This is a genomic window from Streptomyces viridiviolaceus, assembly GCF_014650995.1.
GTDB lineage: Bacteria > Actinomycetota > Actinomycetes > Streptomycetales > Streptomycetaceae > Streptomyces > Streptomyces viridiviolaceus.
The window spans coordinates 151,140-165,439 of record NZ_BMWA01000013.1 but is presented as its reverse complement, the minus strand read 5'-3'; the positions used below and the strand labels follow the sequence as shown (position 1 = coordinate 165,439).

Below are 14,300 nucleotides of genomic sequence, written 5' to 3'. Positions count from 1 at the left end.
GGCCGCTGCGCGCGGCCGGACGTGTTCGAGCACCGACTGCCGTGGTGGCGCCGTGACCGCGTACCCAGACACCGGGGCTCAAGGCATGCGCAGTTGCGGCGGGTCGTGTCCGATGAGATCGGGCGAGGCGTGCGGGACAGCGGACGTTCGCTCAGCCGGCGGTCTCCTCGTCGGTGGTCCCGCCCTGACGCCGGGGCGCGGCGGCGGCCTCCGCCGGAGCGTCGGACGGAACCGACTCGGCCCGGGCCGCGATCACGGCGCACGACGACTGGTCCATGGGGGAGCTCCTTCTCACCGGTGCCGTACCAGCGTCACCGGCCCGGATGCGGCGCGCCACCGGAGACGAGCGCACGGGGGAGCGGCGCACACGATCGCGCGCGGGGCGGCACGGCATCGCCCCCGCGTCCGCCGGGCCCTGGGCCACGATCCCCTGGGGCCGGCCTTGCTCGAACATGCGCGGCGGCCGTCGACGGCCGCCGCGCGCCGTTCAGGAGGACTTCGTCGGCGTCTCCCCGTCCGGCCCACCCGCCACCTGCGTCACCCGTACCGGATCGAAGGAGACCCGGGTGCGCGCACCGCCGTCCGCCCAGACCACGTCGACACCGGTGTCGTCGGCCGTGACCTCCGTGACGGCTTCCGCCAGCGGACCGGGGCCCGGCGCGGCGGTGAGGGCGGCCAGACAGACGTGCACGGTGGTACCGCCCGCCGCGCCGCTGAGGCGGGGCATCCGCGCCCACGGGGTGTAGGCGGTGCCCCGCGGGGCGCGGACCGTTTCGGGGCCGGCCTCCCAGCCGTGCAGTCCATGCAGCGCCGAGACCAGGGACTCCTCCGGGCCGGTGGCCCACCCGGTGTGCGTGACCCGGGCCCCCGCCGGTGCTCCGGCCACCCGGTGCACCCGCAGTTCGTACGGCCCGTGCGCCACGGTCACGCTCTCCACGCGCAGCCCCGGCACCATCGGGGGCCCGCCCGCGAAGACGGGCCGGTGCCAGGACGCCGCCCAGCCCCAGCCGTCGCCCTGTCCGGCGCCGAGTGGACGGATCCGGCGCCGCACGCTGCGCCGGCCGTTCACCTCCACCGACAGATGGTTGTCCGCGACGTTGTCGGACGCCGTCGGACCGGTCCGCGTCGAGTACGCCTGCCGTCCGTAGTGCGGGTCGTCCTCGGCGGCCGACTCGCCCTCGTGCGGCCGTACGTGGTCGCTGCCGTGGTTGTGCAGCCGGACGATCCCGTCGGCGCGCGTCGCCTGCACCAGCAGTCCCGGCGCCGGCAGGGCGAGCACCCGGTCGGCCTCCTCCACCGGCGCGGGTTCCTCCGTGGCCGTCCACAGCGGATGACCGGCGGGCGCCAGCAGCGACACGAACGCCTTCGACGCCCAGTAGGGCGAGGCCGGCCCGGAGTACGGCTGCAACGTGGCCTCGTGCGGCCCGTACCAGCCGAGGCCGAGCAGCCCGTCGCCGGTCAGCGCCCCGCGGTCGAGGAAATGGCGCAGGCTGCCGCTCGCCAGCCGCCGGGAGGCGCCCGGCGTCAGCGGGGTGTGCCCGGTCAGCGCGCCCAGGCTCACGGCGGCCGAGGCGGCGAAGCGGTACGTCAGCGACCGGCCGAAGTGCAGCGGCGCCCCGTCCGCGCCGAACATCAGGGCGAAGCCGTCGAGGTGGGCGCGCAGCCGCTCGCCGTGACGGACGGCGATCCCGGTGTCACCGCGCAGGTGGGCGTCCAGCACCGGATACAGGTGCAGGGCCCAGCCGTTGTAGTGGTCGAAGGCGCGGCCGTCGCCGTCGGCGTACCAGCCGTCGCCCCGGTACCAGCCCTCCATCAGCTCCGTCGCGCGCTCACGGGCCGCCGCCGTCTCGGCGTCGCCGCGGCCGACCGACTCCAGGAATCCGGCCACGGTGTAGGGGAACAGGTACCAGTTGTTCGGTGCGGGCACGTGCCGCAGCGCCCCGCGCAGCCACTCCTCCGCCCGGTCCTGGACCCCGGCGTCGAGGTTCTTCCACAGCCAGGGCGCGGTCAGCCGCAGCCCGAGCGCGACCGACGCCGACTCGACCATGGGCTGGCCCTGCACGTCGTGGTCGAGGATCAGCGGCCAGGACTCGGTGTCGTCGCGGCCGGGCGTGCGGGTGCCCGACGCCAGGCCCCGCGCGTAGCGGTCCAGGAAGCCGTGAGGATCGTCGCCGCCGGCGCCCGCCACCCGGAAGGCCGCCGCCAGGAACGTGCGGGCATAGCCCTCCAGGCCGTCGGACCGGACGCCCGAGCGGGAGGGCCGGCCCGGCAGGTCGAGCAGGGCGCAGCCGGGGGTGCTCCAACGCCAGGCCGCGGTCAGGAGCCCGTCGGCGACGGCCTCCCAGTGGGCCCGGGTCCAACCGGTGTACGGGCTCGACGCGCGGTCCTCGGCGGGCAGTTCGAACGGGATGCTCATGCCAGGAAGGCCAGCCTTTCGCGTCGTACGGGATGGAGGAAGCCGGCACCGGACGCCCAGCGGGCGGTCTCGGAGAGCGCGAGATCGGCCAGCCGGCGCCACTCGTTGCCCTCGGAACCGGCGAGATGGGGGGTGATCAGCGCGTGCTCGGCGTCCCACAACGGATGCTCCGGCGGCAGCGCCTCGGGATCGGTCACGTCGAGCACGGCCCGGACCCGGCCCGCGAGGACGGCGTCGGTCAGCGCCTCCTGGTCGACGACCGCGCCGCGCGAGGTGTTGATGAGCACGGCGCCGTGCGGCATCGCGTCGATCAGCTCACGGCTCACCAGGTGGCGGGTGGCCGGCAGCAGCGGCGTGTGCACGCTGACCGTGTCGCAGCGCGCGAACAGCTCCGCCGGCTCCACGCGTTCGACCCCGAGGGCGGCCGCGTCCGCGTCACCGACGTACGGGTCGTGCAGCAGCACGTGGATGTCGTGCGGGCGCAGCAGCTCGATCACCCGGCGGCCGATCAGCGAGGCCGACAGGATGCCGACGGTGCGGTGGTAGTTGCCGACGGTGCGCGGGGTGCGCAGCCAGTTGCCGCGCGTCCGGGACACCCGGTAGTCACGGGCCCGCTCCAGGACGCCCTTGCCGGTCAGCAGGATCATGCCGAGGGTGTACTCGGCCACCGGCACGGCGTTGGCCGCGGCGGCGGAGGAGACCTCGATGCCGCGCTCCCAGCACGCGTCGGTGACATGCCCGCGGACGCTGCCCGCGGTGTGCACCACGGCCCGCAGCCGCGGCGCGGCACGCAGCACCTCCGCGTCCAGCGGCGGACAGCCCCAGCCGGTGATCAGCAGGTCGGTGTCGGCCAGCAGGGACCTCGCCCGCGGTGTGGACAGGTCGTCCAGCACCGGGAACGGGGCGAGGTCGCAGAGCGCGCGGAACGCGGCGAGCGACTCCGGGTCGAGGACGGCCGAGGCGGCGTCCTCGGACATGGCCACGGCGGCGCGGGGCCGGAATCCGGGGCCGGGGGCGTGCACGGTCACTTGACGGCTCCGGCGGTCAGTCCGCTGCGCCAGAAACGCTGGAGCAGCACGAAGGCGAGGATGAGCGGCAGTACGGCGAGCAAGGAGCCCATGATCACCACGGGGTAGTACTCCGGTGAGACGGACGCGGAGCTGTTCCACTGGTACAGGCCGAGGCTGACGGGATACAGGTCCTGGTCGGACAGCATCACCATGGGCAGGAAGAAGTTGTTCCAGATGGCGGTGAGCTGGAACAGGAACACGGTGATCAAGCCGGGGCCGAGCATCCGCAGCGCCACCCGGGCGTACGTGGTCAGCTCGCCCGCCCCGTCCACCCGCGCCGCCTCCAGGACCTCGTCGGGCACGTAACCCCTGCTGAAGATGCGGCCGAGATAGACGCCGAACGGATTGAACAGCACCGGGATGAACACCGCCCAGAAGGTGTTGACCAGGCCGGCCTCGGAGGCCATCAGGTACAGCGGCAGCGCGAGGACCGTCTGCGGCACCATGACCGCCGCCAGCACCAGGCCGAACAGCTTCTCCTTGTGGCGGAAGCGGTACTTGTCGAAGGCGTACCCGCAGGCCACGCTCAGCAGCGCGCCCACACCGGCACCCAGCACCGCGTACAGCAGGCTGTTGACGTACCAGCGGCCGTACAGTCCGCCGTCCATGGCGAACAGGTCCTCGAGGTTCTGCACGAAGGAGAAGTCGCTCAGGGACAGCAGGTCGCTGCCGAACAACGCGTCCCGGTCCTTCGTGGCGGCGAGCACCAGCCACAGCACGGGCAGCAGGGTGTAGAGGACGGAGATGGCGACGACCACGTTGACCGTCGTACGGCCCAGCAGCTTCGGGCGCGGCAGGGAGCTGTCGGTGGCGCTCATCGGGCCTCCTCGGCGACGTCGGCGCGGCTGGTGAAGCGGGTGACGCCGTAGGACAGGGCGATGGTGCACACCAGCAGGACCACCGAGGCGGCCGCCGCCAGGCTGTAGTTGTTGCGGGTGAAGGCCGCGTCGTAGATGTACATGCTCGGTGAGAACCGGGAGTTGATCATGGGGGACGACTGGCTGAGCAGCATCGGCTCGGTGAAGAGCTGCAGCGCCCAGATCAAGGTGAAGATCGCCACCATGACGACGGAGGCGCGCACCAGGGGCGTCTTGACCTGGAGCGCCGTGCGCACCGGTCCCGCCCCGTCCACCACGGACGCCTCGATCACCTCGCGGGGCACGGCCTGCAGGGCGGCGTAGAAGACCACCATGTTGTAGCCCAGGTTGCTCCACACGGCGATGTTCACGATGGACGGGATCACCGTGTGCACGCCGAGGAAGTCGATCGTGATGTCGGCTCGGGCGAACAGGTCGATCACCGGGCTGATGCCCGGGGTGTAGAGGTACAGCCAGATCAGGGCCGCGATGATGCCGGGCACCGCGTGCGGCAGGAACAGGCCCAGCTGGGCGAAGGCGCGCAGGCGGACCACGCCGGAGTCCAGCAGCAGGGCGAGGGCGAGCGCGCCGGCGACCATGAGCGGGATGTAGATCAGGCAGTACAGCGCGACGGTGCCGAGCCCGCCGAGGAACGTGGGGTCGGTCAGCACGGCCGCGTAGGAGCGCAGACCGACGAAGACGGTGCGCTCGGGGCCGAAGCCGAGGCCGGGCTGGTCGTCGCTGTAGAAGCTGAGGTAGACGGCGGTGCCGACGGGGATCAGGAATATGGTGAGCAGAAGGGCGAAGAACGGCGTCATGAGCACGCCGCAGGCGGTCAGTTGACGGCGCCTGGCCGCTCTGCGGGCGCGCAGCCCGGCGGCGGAGGGGGCCGGGTCGGCGGCGCGGACCGTGCCGGCCGGCACCCGTTGCTGGGTGGTCGCGGTCATGGGGTGTCACCTGCCTTTCGTCGGCTCAGGTGCTGTGCTGGGTGGTGGAAAGGCCGAGGGCCTTGAGGTCGGGCATGGTCCCCTCCTGCGCGGTCCGCAGGGACTCGACGATGCTGCCCTGGCCGCCGCCGACGCGGGCGAAGGAGTCCTGCATCACCTTCTGGGTGGCGCTCATCCGCGGCCCCCAGACCCATTGCTCGCCGATCTTCGCGGCCTCCTCCTCGAACAGGCCGTAGATGTCCTGCCCGCCGTAGTACGACCGGTCGAACGCCTCGCGTCCCACGGAGACCAGGCCGGGGGCGGCCGGGTACTGACTGCTGGTGCCGCTGGAGAGCCGGGCGCGCAGGGCGTCGGGGTGGGAGACCTGCCACTCGATGAACTCCATCGCGGCCTCGGGGTGACGGCTGTCCTTGGTGACGGCGAAGGTGGAACCGCCGTGCGTGCCGACGGCCGGGCGGCCGGTGTCCCACTGCGGCAGCGGGGCGATCCGCCACTGACCCTTCTGCCCGGGCCGCGCGTTCATCTGCGCCCCCGCGTCCCAGGCCCCGCTGAGCCGGGTGAGGACCAGTCCGTCGCCGATCTGCGCGTCGGACTGTCTGCTCTCGACGGCGTTCATGAAGACGTCGTCGCGGTCGATGAGCCGTTGCCAGTACGACGCCACCCGCCGGCTGGGCGCATCGGCGAGGGACACGTTCCAGGCGCCGCGGGAGGTGTCGAACCACCTGGCTCCGGCCTGCCAGGCGTACGCGGCGAACTGCGTCATGCCGTCGGTCGGGAACAGCACCAGCCGCCGGCCGGGCGCCTTGCGGCGCACGGTGGCCGCCTGCTCGGCGAACTCGTCCCAGGTGCGGGCGACTTCGAGCCCGTAGTGGTCGAACAGGTCGGCGCGGTAGTGCATCACCATGGGCTCGACGTCCAGCGGCACGCTGAACACCCGCCCCTCGAAGGTGGTCAGCCCGAGCGCCTGCGGCAGCAGTCTGCGGCGCAGGCGCTCGCCGACCAGGTCGGTGATGTCACGGGCGACGCCGTCGATGGCGTACCCCGGCACCTGCGGGTACTCGATCGTGGCGACGTCGGGGGCGTTGCCGGCCCGGGCGGCGTTGCTGAGCTTGGCGTAGCCGCCCTGCCCGCCGGAGGGGATCTGCTGGAAGTCGACCTGGATGCGGTCGTGCGTGCGATTGAAGGCGTCGACCACCTCCTGGCTGCCGCGCAGGGCGGACCAGAAGGTGATGCGCGTGGTACGGCTCGTGCCGCCCGACGGCCTGCCGTTGTCCCCGCTGCAGGCGCTCACGGCTCCTGTCAGCGGTACGGCGGCCATCGCGGCGAGCACGGATCGACGGCTGCGTCGACCGGGCATGGCGCCTCCCGCGGCTCCTGCGTGTCTGCGGACACGACTGTTCGGGACACGGGAATACTCAACGCCCCAGCGCAAACGGTCAATAGATCGATCAGAAGAAAATAAAACGCTCAAACGCTCATTCAGTTGACCCGTCAGTCGACCCGCCAGATGAGCTGTCCCTCGAGCCGTCACCCGAGTCGTCGGCCGCGTCGTCGATGCGTCGCGTCGATCCCCGCACCATCAGCCGGGGCAGCAACTCGACCCGCCGGACCGCCCCTCCGGTCTCCGGCGCACCCCTCAGACGCTGCAGCAACAGCTCCGCGGCCACCCGGCCCACCTCCGCCTTCGGCGGGGACACGGCCGTCAGCGCGGGCGTGGCCAGACCGGCCACCACGTCGTCGTACGCCACCACCGAGCAGTCCTCCGGGACCCGCACCCCGTCGGCCGCCAGTCGCTGGACGAGCATCACCGCGTCCACGTCGCCGTGCAGCACCACGGCGGTCGCTCCCACCTTGCGCAGCAGCGCGGGCAACTCGGCCGTCTCGTGCGCGGCGTACGGCCCCTCCTGCCCGGCGTCCGGCGCGCTCAGCGCCCACGCCCAGTCCTCCACCAGCGGATGCTCGCCGGCGATCCGCGTGAACGCGGCCCGCAGCGAACGCGCCGTCGGACTGTCCTCCCGCGTCGCGAACACCATCCGCCGGTGACCCAGCCCCACCAGGTGCTCCACCGCCAGGTGCGCCCCGTACCAGTGGTCGGAGCACACCGAGTCGAGCCCGTGCGGCGCGCTGCCCGGCCGCGGGCGCCGCTCCATCAGCACCGTCGGCACCTCCAGTGCGGCCAGCCACCCGTGGTCGGCCTCCTCGGCCGCCAGACTCCGCCACCGGGGCGCGATCAGCAGGCCCCGGGCGCCGTCCTCCAGCGCGCGCTCGACCAGCGGGCGTTCGGCGCCGGCCGCCTGGGGCGCGATGTGCAGCGCGAAGCGCAGGCCGGCCTCGTCCAGGACCGTGCGGGCGCCGTGCAGGATCTCGTTCAGATACGAGTGCCGGGCCGGGACCACGACGGCCACCCGGTCCGCGTCCTCCAGGCCGCCCGTGGGCGCCTCCCGGGCGGGCACCGTCGAACGGACGACGCCGTGCCCGCGCAGCAGCCTGCCCTCGCGGGTCAGCTCCTCCACGTCCCGGCGCACCGTCACCACCGAGACCTGCAACTCGGCGGCGAGGTCACGCACCCGCGCGGAGCCGCGCGCCTGCACCGCCGCCAGAATGCGCTGGCGCCTGAGATCGACCGGCTCCCGCATCGGACCTCCCCCACCCGGAGATGTTCGTTTGAGCGTTTCAGCGCCATCATAACGATCGCGCGGTCCGGTCGTCCGGGTGCTCGGTCCCCCGTTCAGGGCTCCGGATCGGCGAGGAGGGGACCCAGCGGCCCCAGGTCCAGGTTGAGGTCGCTCCGGCTCAGGCCGTGCTGCGCGCACAGGTCGTCCATGCGCTCGTCGAGCAGCATGAGCGCCGTGCCCAGCCGGTCCTCCTGCTCCGCGCTCAGTGTGCCCTCGTCGAAGCGACGCACGGCCTGGCGTTCCATGAGCTGCCGGAGCAGTTCCACGACGGTCAGCACGAGGGAGGCCAGGTCCTTCGTGACCCGCTCGGGGTCCAGGTCGAGGGCGTGGGCCGGGCGGGCGGTCACAGCGGCCCGCTGTCCGACCAGGGAGCGGGCATCCGCTCGTTGACCGACGACAGCAGCGCGTGCAGTGAGATGCGCACCAGGGGAACGTCGGCGATGGCCAGCACCAGGTCCCCGCTGACGACCACTCCGGTGGCCAGGACCCGGTCCAGCAGGTCCACGAGCGGGAGCCCGACGGGCGCGTACGGCTCCGGGCCGTCCCAGGGCACGTGCGCCGGGCCCGGCGAGCGGGTGTCCACGCCGGTCACGGAGCGTCCTCCCGTTCCGTGTGCTCGCTCTCCTCGTCCAACCGGGCGAAGGAGTACGGGATCCAGGGCCCCGACGCGCTGACCTCCACGGCCGGGTGCCGGCCGTCCGCCCCGATCCGGTCCAGGGCCGCGGCGAAGGCGGCCCGCTCCGCGTCGTCCACCAGGTAGGCGGCGTTGAGCAGTTGCGGGGCGCGGCGACCGGTCAGCTGCTCGCTCTGCGGACGGTGCCGCGTCGCCGCGACGGCGTGGCGCCGCAGTTCCGCGTCGACGGCCTCCGCCTCCGCCAGGGCCTTCCCGCGTGCGTCCAGCCGAGCGCGCCGTCGTGCGCTGGCGCGGCTGAGGTAGGCCCGTCCGCCGGTGCCGGTGCCGGTTCCGGTGCCGGTGTCGGTGGCGCTTTCGAGGGGGGCGTTCGTCTCGGCGGCGTGCACCTTCACCGCCCACTCCGTACGGTCCGCGAGCCGGTCGAGCAGGGATGCGAGCGCCGCCTCACGCGAGGCGACGGCCCGCGCCGCGTTGAGGTCGCCCCGGTACAGGGTCGCCATGGGCAGCGGCACCACGGTGCCTGCCCGAGAGGCCGCCTCGACGCCTCGGTGGTGGGCCCGGGCGCAGCGTTCGAGGTCGTCGGGGGTTTCGAGACGTTCCCTCAGCGCGGTCTCGTCGAAGAGCGCCGCCGGCACGTCCTGGACGACCAGGCACAGGCTTCCGGCCCGCAGGACGCGCAGTGGACCACCCTCCTCGTGCGCCGTCGTCATGACCAGCGTGTCCTCGGAGGGCGGGGTGCGGGTGACGGCGAACGCCCAGACGACGGTGGGGGACCGCGCGTCCCGCGCGCCGGGGGCCGGAACAACGGCCGGGTGCCGGCTCACCGGACGGCCTCCACCGTCTCCTCGGCGGCGTCCTCGAGGGCGTCGAGCCGGGCGCGCAGGCGCGCGTTCTCCTCGGCCAGCGCGTCCCGGGCGGCCCGCGAGGAGAGCGCCGGGTCGGTCTCCCACCAGTCGATGCCCGCCTTCCTCGCGGTGTCCACCGAGGCGATGAACAGGCGCAGCCGGATGGTGAGCAGCTCGATGTCGAGCAGGTCGATCTTGATGTCGCCCGCGATGACGATGCCCTTGTCGAGGATCCGTTCGAGCAGGTCCGCGAGGTTGCCGGTGACGGGCGCGTAGGGCTGCGGGCCGAGGTCGGTGCAGCCGCGGTCGACGTCGGTCACGGAGCGCTCCCCGGCATGTCACCGACGCGGGCGGGCGCGTTCGTCGTCACCGTCACCCTCCTCGTCGTCCTCGTCCGTGTCGCTCTCCTCGTAGCCGTCGTCCTCGTCGTCCTCGGCGGTCTCATCTTCTCCGTCGTCCTCCTCGTACTCGTACTCCTCCTCCAGCGCCTCCTCGTGGGTCCGGACGACTTCGCCGTCGCGGATCTCACCGCGCCAGCCCTCCACCTCCCCGTCGCCCCGCAGGGTGACGTACCGCGCGAAGTGCTTCAGGTCCAGCCGCAGCCGGCGTCCCTGGGCACGCCACAGATTGCCGGTCTTCTCGAAGAAGCCCGACGGGTAGTACTCGACGACCACGACGATCCGGGTCAGTGAGGGCGCCAGCGCGTGGAAGGTGACCGCCCCGTTGGTGCTTCCCTTGGCTCCTTCGGAGGTCCAGACGATGCGCTCGTCGGGCACCTGCTCCTGGACGGTCGCCTTCCAACTTCGGCTGGACGGACCGATTTTGACGTTCCAGTCGGAGCCGGTCTCGTCGTTCCGGCCGACGCTGCGGACCCCCTTGGTGAAGCGGCTGAAGTCCTCCAGACACGTCCACTGGTCGTAGGCGGTGCGCAGGGGGACGCCGACGTCGACGGTCTCCATGATGTGCGTGGCCTTGACGCTGCCGCCCCGCGCCCCGCCCCGCGCGCCGGAGCCCCGGCCGTGGGCGTAGTCCGTCAACCGGTCGGTCAGCCCGCCGATCCGGTCCCCCGCTCTGCCCACGAGGCTGTGTCCCTTGGCGGAGAGGTAGCCGCCGAGGGCGTCCTTGAGCCCGCTCACGGGCGACGCCTCGTCGTGTTCGTCGCGGACGCGTCGGTCCTGGGTCGTGGTCATCCCCGGCCCTCCGCGCCCGGACGACCCGTGGTCCGCTTCGCCGGAGCGGCGGTCTTCTTCGCGGGAGCCCTCTTGGCGGGAGCCTTCTTCGCCATGCGGCCGGGAGCGGCCTTGCGCGGCGGCGCGTTCCCGGCCGGCTTGTCGGCAGCCTTCCGGGCCGCCTCCCGCGGTGGCGCGGGAACGGGCTCGTCGCCCTCCTCCTCGGCCTCGTCCTCCTCCTCGGGGTATCCGTCCTCCTCCTGGGGGTGTCCGTCCTCGTCCTCGTAGCCGTAACCGTCCGAGTCGTCGTCGTAGTAGTGGTCGTCGTCGTACTCCGTGTCGTCGTAGTCCTCCTCGTCGCCCTCACGGCTCGCGCCCGTGAGTGCGTCGGTCCGGTCGCGGAGGGTGTCGGCCAAGCCGGTGAGGCGGCGGTTCGCGGCGGCGGTGAAGGCCGCGCGCCCGGCGGTCAGCAGCTCGCCCCGCACCTGTTCCGTCAGCTCCTGCAGCTGTGGCGCCTGCTGGAGCCTGCCCAGCCCCTGGGACAGCACCCGGCCGGGGGAGAGGCCGAGGCGCCGGCCCGCCAGGTAGGAGCCGACCGCCAGGGCCAGTCCGGCCTTCCGTGTGCGGCCCAGCAGATACCCGCCGGCCACGGCCGCCGCCAGGGCCGTTCTGTTGTCGTTCATGGATGCCCTTCCTGATGCCTTCCGTGTGCCGGGACCACGGTCACGGGCATGCGGCCGTGCCGGCGGACCGCGGGACGTTCGAGGAGCGCGAGCAGCCGCTCCTCCTCCCTCTCGAAGGCCGCCTCGTCGATGGCGCCCTCGTCCAGGGCCCGGTTGAGCGCGGCCAGGCGGGCGTGGACCGTGCGTGGGTCGTGGGCCTGGCGCCGGGCTTCCTGGAGCAGGTGGTCGGCGACCCACATCGTGCCGCGCACGGGCGCCAGCGGCAGCAGCAGGAGACCGCTCACGATGCCCACCGCGTCACCGCCCGGCCGGCGCGGGACGCGGGTCCACGAAGCTGTAGCACGGCAGGGGCCCGGTCACGCTGAGGGCCAGCCGGTCCCCGACCTCGCGTGCCCGATCGTCCAGGGCCTGCCGGAACCGGGGCTCGTCGGCGGAGCGCACCAGGAACGACGTGCTCAGCACCTGCTCGTCGTCGACCGGGCCCTGCACGGTACGGACGGCGAGCGGAGCGAGGTGGGTGAGGACCTCCTGCGCCGCGTGCCGTGCCTCGCGGCGCACGCTCCGGGCGAGTGCCTCGCCCAGCCGGACGTTGGCCTCGTAGTCCGGCCGCCGCCGTGTCCGGCGGGCCAGCGCCCGCAGGTTCTCGTCACGGCGTACCAGTTCGGCGAAGTAGCCCGGCACGACCGCTCCTTTGACGTTCATCTCGACGCACCCCCGGACGCGGTCGAGCTGCTTCGTCCAGTGCGCCGCGTCGGACCGCAGCTCGGAGCGCAGGACGCCCGCTTCGGGGGAGAGGACCGCGAACCGCATGGGCAGTACGGGGCCCTGCGCCGCAAGTTCGTCCAGCACCGCCTGATGGGCCGACAGGTCACGGCGCCGGGGAAGGAGCCGGACGGGCGCCGCCGACACCGCCGCGCACAGCCCGGACTCGGTCAGCAGCCGTACCGGGGCGCCGTTCACCCCCTGGGCGCGCGGGGTACGGACTCCGGCGGGCGTGATGCCGTAGACGTACAGGGCGTCGAGGGCGGTGGCGGTGGCGGCGGTGGTGGTGATGGCTGCGGTCACGGTCATTCCTCCGTCTCCGGGCGTCGGCGGGTGCGCGGGCGTGGACGGTCGTCCTCGGCGCGGGGACGTCCGGCCGGCCGGCTGCGGGGCCGCTGGGGGCTCCGGCCGCGTTCCTCACGCCCGGCGCGGGGCAGCGGCTCCTGTTCCTCCGTCTCCTCCTCGGGGGTGAGCAGACCCCGCACCTTGTCGGTCAGGGAGCGCGCGGTGCGCCTGGCGCCCGCCCTGCCGATGGTGGCGGCGACCGGGCCGCCGAACAGTTCGGGGACGGTCTTGGAGCGCACGTCGTGCTCCAGGTCGAGGCGGTTGCAGGCTTCGGCGAACCGCAGGTACGTGTCGACGCTCGCGACCACGATCCGGGCGTCCACCTTGAGGATCTCGATGCCGACCAGGGAGACGCGTACGAAGACGTCGATCACCATGCCCCGGTCGAGGATGAGTTCGAGTACGTCGTAGAGGGTTCCGGCGCGGGGCGCGCAGACTATGTCGTCGTCGTAGGTGATCATGCGGTCCTTCCGGGAGCGGGCCTCGGGGGCCGGTCACTGGTCCTGGGCACCGCGCCGGTAGCGGGCGATCCGGCGGTACTGCAGCAGATCGCCCGCCGGGTCCAGTTCGACCTCGTAGGTGGCGAGCAGGCTGGTGGTGTCCGGGATCCGCGCCAGCTCCAGCACGTCCACGTTGACGATCCAGCCGTCCTCCTCGCTCCGGCACACCGCGGAGACGCCTTCCAGGCGGTGCCGGACGAGTTCGGCCAGCCCGTCCGCGGCGCGCTGGGCGGCGTCCCGGGCGTCCCGCACGCCACGCCCGCGCGAGGTGGGGGAAGTCGTGCCGCGCCGCCGCTCGCCAGGTTCTGTCATGCTGACCACTCTGGCCGCGTGGTCCACTCGGCGCGTGTGCAGTTACCCCATCCGGGGCTGCGGTGGACGCCCGCTCACGGCGGCGGGCACCGCCCTGCGGGTGCGCGGGCCGGTGTCAGGCGCCCGGTGCGGTGCCCCGGCGCCGGCAGTGCAGGAAGAGGTGCGGTTCCGGCACGGCGTCCGGGTGGGCGGGGGTGAACAGCAGCTCCTCCCGGTCCAGAACCTCCAGACCGGCCCCGTGGACCAGGTCGGTCAGGCCCTGTGCGGGGAAGCTGGTCACGCGCACGGGCCGGCCCATGAAGAGACCGTCGACGCCCTCCACGTCCAACGGCACGGTGGCGAGCACCAGATGTCCCGCCGGTTTCAGCGCCCGCACCAGCCGCCGCACGACCTCGGCCTGCGTCCGGCGGTCCATCTGGAGCAGTGAGAAGTACACGCACACCGCGTCGAAGGAGTCGTCCGCGAGCGGGGTGTCGAGGATGTCGGCACATCGGAAGGACGCGGCGGGCACCTGCCGGGTCGCGAGCTCCACCATGACGGGTGAGACGTCGACGCCCAGCACGTCGTGGCCCGCGCCGGCGAGGGTCTCGGCCGTGGGCCGGCCCGTGCCGCTGCCCACGTCCAGCACCCGGCTGCCCGGCGCGAGCCGCCCGAGAAGCCACTCCAGGGAACGCCGGTGCGCCTCCGAATCCGCGAACGCCTTCTCGTAGGCGGCGCCCAGCGCGTCGAACACGGCGGCGGCCTGCGGCCGTTGCTGCTCGTCGGTCACGAGGGTCCCTCCGTGGGGTGTGCCGGTGCCGGGCATCGTTCCACCGCGGGCGGGCGGCCGACAAGGGCGCCCCCCGCCGGGCGCGCCGCCGACAGGCCGGCCGCCGGTGACCGGTCGGCGCAGAGCCTGGTACACCGACGCGGTGGTGAACCCGTGGACCCGGTGCGCGACGGCGTCCGACATCCACGACGTACGGTCCCACCGGGCGGGACCGGTCCCCCGGGTGCGGCGGTTTCGGGTCACGCCGGGATCCCCCTCGGCCGGGCGCGGTGGTACGCGCGCGTGCCCGGCCGGGGCCGCGTTCTCCCCGGCGACG

At 73.4% G+C, this 14,300-nt stretch carries 18 protein-coding genes; all 18 read right to left on the bottom strand.

All coding sequences use genetic code 11. The annotated features are described in order from the left end of the window. Window positions 1-151 precede the first annotated feature (151 nt). Window positions 152-277, bottom strand: coding sequence for a hypothetical protein (locus tag IE260_RS42610; protein ID WP_268254929.1), 126 nt, complete (start codon window positions 275-277; stop codon window positions 152-154). 210 nt (window positions 278-487) lie between these two features. After that, the gene (locus tag IE260_RS20640; RefSeq protein WP_189873965.1) at window positions 488-2,416 is read right to left on the bottom strand and encodes a DUF2264 domain-containing protein; all 1,929 of its coding nucleotides are present in this window, start codon (window positions 2,414-2,416) and stop codon (window positions 488-490) included. Next, window positions 2,413-3,444 (bottom strand): hydroxyacid dehydrogenase, encoded by a 1,032-nt coding sequence (locus IE260_RS20635; RefSeq protein WP_189873963.1) that lies wholly within the window; start codon window positions 3,442-3,444, stop codon window positions 2,413-2,415. Before IE260_RS20635 ends, IE260_RS20640 begins: the two co-directional genes overlap by 4 nt. Next, entirely contained in the window at window positions 3,441-4,304 is an 864-nt protein-coding gene (locus IE260_RS20630) for a carbohydrate ABC transporter permease (protein WP_189873961.1), read from the bottom strand. The genes IE260_RS20635 and IE260_RS20630 overlap by 4 nt, the downstream gene beginning before the upstream one ends. Beyond that, the gene (locus IE260_RS20625) at window positions 4,301-5,290 is read right to left on the bottom strand and encodes a carbohydrate ABC transporter permease (RefSeq protein ID WP_189873959.1); all 990 of its coding nucleotides are present in this window, start codon (window positions 5,288-5,290) and stop codon (window positions 4,301-4,303) included. The genes IE260_RS20630 and IE260_RS20625 overlap by 4 nt, the downstream gene beginning before the upstream one ends. Window positions 5,291-5,315: 25 nt before the next feature. Continuing rightward, window positions 5,316-6,647, bottom strand: a complete 1,332-nt coding sequence (locus IE260_RS20620) for an ABC transporter substrate-binding protein (RefSeq protein WP_189873957.1) — start codon at window positions 6,645-6,647, stop codon at window positions 5,316-5,318. A gap of 118 nt (window positions 6,648-6,765) precedes the next feature. Next, complete coding sequence (locus IE260_RS20615) at window positions 6,766-7,926, bottom strand: substrate-binding domain-containing protein (RefSeq protein WP_189873955.1); 1,161 nt, start codon at window positions 7,924-7,926, stop codon at window positions 6,766-6,768. A gap of 92 nt (window positions 7,927-8,018) precedes the next feature. Next, complete coding sequence (locus IE260_RS20610; protein ID WP_189873953.1) at window positions 8,019-8,312, bottom strand: gas vesicle protein K; 294 nt, start codon at window positions 8,310-8,312, stop codon at window positions 8,019-8,021. Further along, the gene (locus tag IE260_RS20605) at window positions 8,309-8,518 is read right to left on the bottom strand and encodes a gas vesicle protein (RefSeq protein WP_189874160.1); all 210 of its coding nucleotides are present in this window, start codon (window positions 8,516-8,518) and stop codon (window positions 8,309-8,311) included. Before IE260_RS20605 ends, IE260_RS20610 begins: the two co-directional genes overlap by 4 nt. Window positions 8,519-8,553: 35 nt before the next feature. Next, window positions 8,554-9,423, bottom strand: a complete 870-nt coding sequence (locus IE260_RS20600) for a GvpL/GvpF family gas vesicle protein (RefSeq protein WP_189873951.1) — start codon at window positions 9,421-9,423, stop codon at window positions 8,554-8,556. Then, window positions 9,420-9,764 carry a gas vesicle protein gene (locus tag IE260_RS20595; protein WP_189873949.1) on the bottom strand — a complete coding sequence of 115 codons (345 nt, stop codon included), beginning with the start codon at window positions 9,762-9,764 and terminating at the stop codon, window positions 9,420-9,422. The genes IE260_RS20600 and IE260_RS20595 overlap by 4 nt, the downstream gene beginning before the upstream one ends. An 18-nt stretch (window positions 9,765-9,782) precedes the next feature. Further along, entirely contained in the window at window positions 9,783-10,634 is an 852-nt protein-coding gene (locus tag IE260_RS20590; RefSeq protein ID WP_189873947.1) for an SRPBCC family protein, read from the bottom strand. Next, window positions 10,631-11,296, bottom strand: coding sequence for a hypothetical protein (locus IE260_RS20585; RefSeq protein ID WP_189873945.1), 666 nt, complete (start codon window positions 11,294-11,296; stop codon window positions 10,631-10,633). The genes IE260_RS20590 and IE260_RS20585 overlap by 4 nt, the downstream gene beginning before the upstream one ends. Beyond that, the gene (locus IE260_RS20580) at window positions 11,293-11,589 is read right to left on the bottom strand and encodes a gas vesicle protein GvpG (RefSeq protein WP_189873943.1); all 297 of its coding nucleotides are present in this window, start codon (window positions 11,587-11,589) and stop codon (window positions 11,293-11,295) included. Before IE260_RS20580 ends, IE260_RS20585 begins: the two co-directional genes overlap by 4 nt. 4 nt (window positions 11,590-11,593) lie before the next feature. Beyond that, the gene (locus IE260_RS20575; RefSeq protein ID WP_189873941.1) at window positions 11,594-12,367 is read right to left on the bottom strand and encodes a GvpL/GvpF family gas vesicle protein; all 774 of its coding nucleotides are present in this window, start codon (window positions 12,365-12,367) and stop codon (window positions 11,594-11,596) included. Then, complete coding sequence (gvpJ, locus tag IE260_RS20570) at window positions 12,364-12,864, bottom strand: gas vesicle protein GvpJ (RefSeq protein WP_189873939.1); 501 nt, start codon at window positions 12,862-12,864, stop codon at window positions 12,364-12,366. Before gvpJ ends, IE260_RS20575 begins: the two co-directional genes overlap by 4 nt. 33 nt (window positions 12,865-12,897) lie before the next feature. Beyond that, window positions 12,898-13,215 carry a gas vesicle protein GvpO gene (locus IE260_RS20565; protein WP_189873938.1) on the bottom strand — a complete coding sequence of 106 codons (318 nt, stop codon included), beginning with the start codon at window positions 13,213-13,215 and terminating at the stop codon, window positions 12,898-12,900. Between the two features lie 115 nt (window positions 13,216-13,330). Then, window positions 13,331-14,020, bottom strand: coding sequence for a class I SAM-dependent methyltransferase (locus IE260_RS20560; protein WP_189873936.1), 690 nt, complete (start codon window positions 14,018-14,020; stop codon window positions 13,331-13,333). Window positions 14,021-14,300: the final 280 nt, after the last annotated feature.

Coding starts and splice junctions, on each gene's coding strand:
- IE260_RS20625 (WP_189873959.1), bottom strand. CDS start 5,290: ATGACCGCGACCACCCAGCAACGGGTGCCGGCCGGCACGGTCCGCGCC.
- IE260_RS20590 (WP_189873947.1), bottom strand. CDS start 10,634: ATGACCACGACCCAGGACCGACGCGTCCGCGACGAACACGACGAGGCG.
- IE260_RS20560 (WP_189873936.1), bottom strand. CDS start 14,020: ATGCCCGGCACCGGCACACCCCACGGAGGGACCCTCGTGACCGACGAG.
- gvpJ (WP_189873939.1), bottom strand. CDS start 12,864: ATGATCACCTACGACGACGACATAGTCTGCGCGCCCCGCGCCGGAACC.
- IE260_RS20640 (WP_189873965.1), bottom strand. CDS start 2,416: ATGAGCATCCCGTTCGAACTGCCCGCCGAGGACCGCGCGTCGAGCCCG.
- IE260_RS20565 (WP_189873938.1), bottom strand. CDS start 13,215: ATGACAGAACCTGGCGAGCGGCGGCGCGGCACGACTTCCCCCACCTCG.
- IE260_RS20615 (WP_189873955.1), bottom strand. CDS start 7,926: ATGCGGGAGCCGGTCGATCTCAGGCGCCAGCGCATTCTGGCGGCGGTG.
- IE260_RS20575 (WP_189873941.1), bottom strand. CDS start 12,367: ATGACCGTGACCGCAGCCATCACCACCACCGCCGCCACCGCCACCGCC.
- IE260_RS20630 (WP_189873961.1), bottom strand. CDS start 4,304: ATGAGCGCCACCGACAGCTCCCTGCCGCGCCCGAAGCTGCTGGGCCGT.
- IE260_RS42610 (WP_268254929.1), bottom strand. CDS start 277: ATGGACCAGTCGTCGTGCGCCGTGATCGCGGCCCGGGCCGAGTCGGTT.
- IE260_RS20585 (WP_189873945.1), bottom strand. CDS start 11,296: ATGAACGACAACAGAACGGCCCTGGCGGCGGCCGTGGCCGGCGGGTAT.
- IE260_RS20620 (WP_189873957.1), bottom strand. CDS start 6,647: ATGCCCGGTCGACGCAGCCGTCGATCCGTGCTCGCCGCGATGGCCGCC.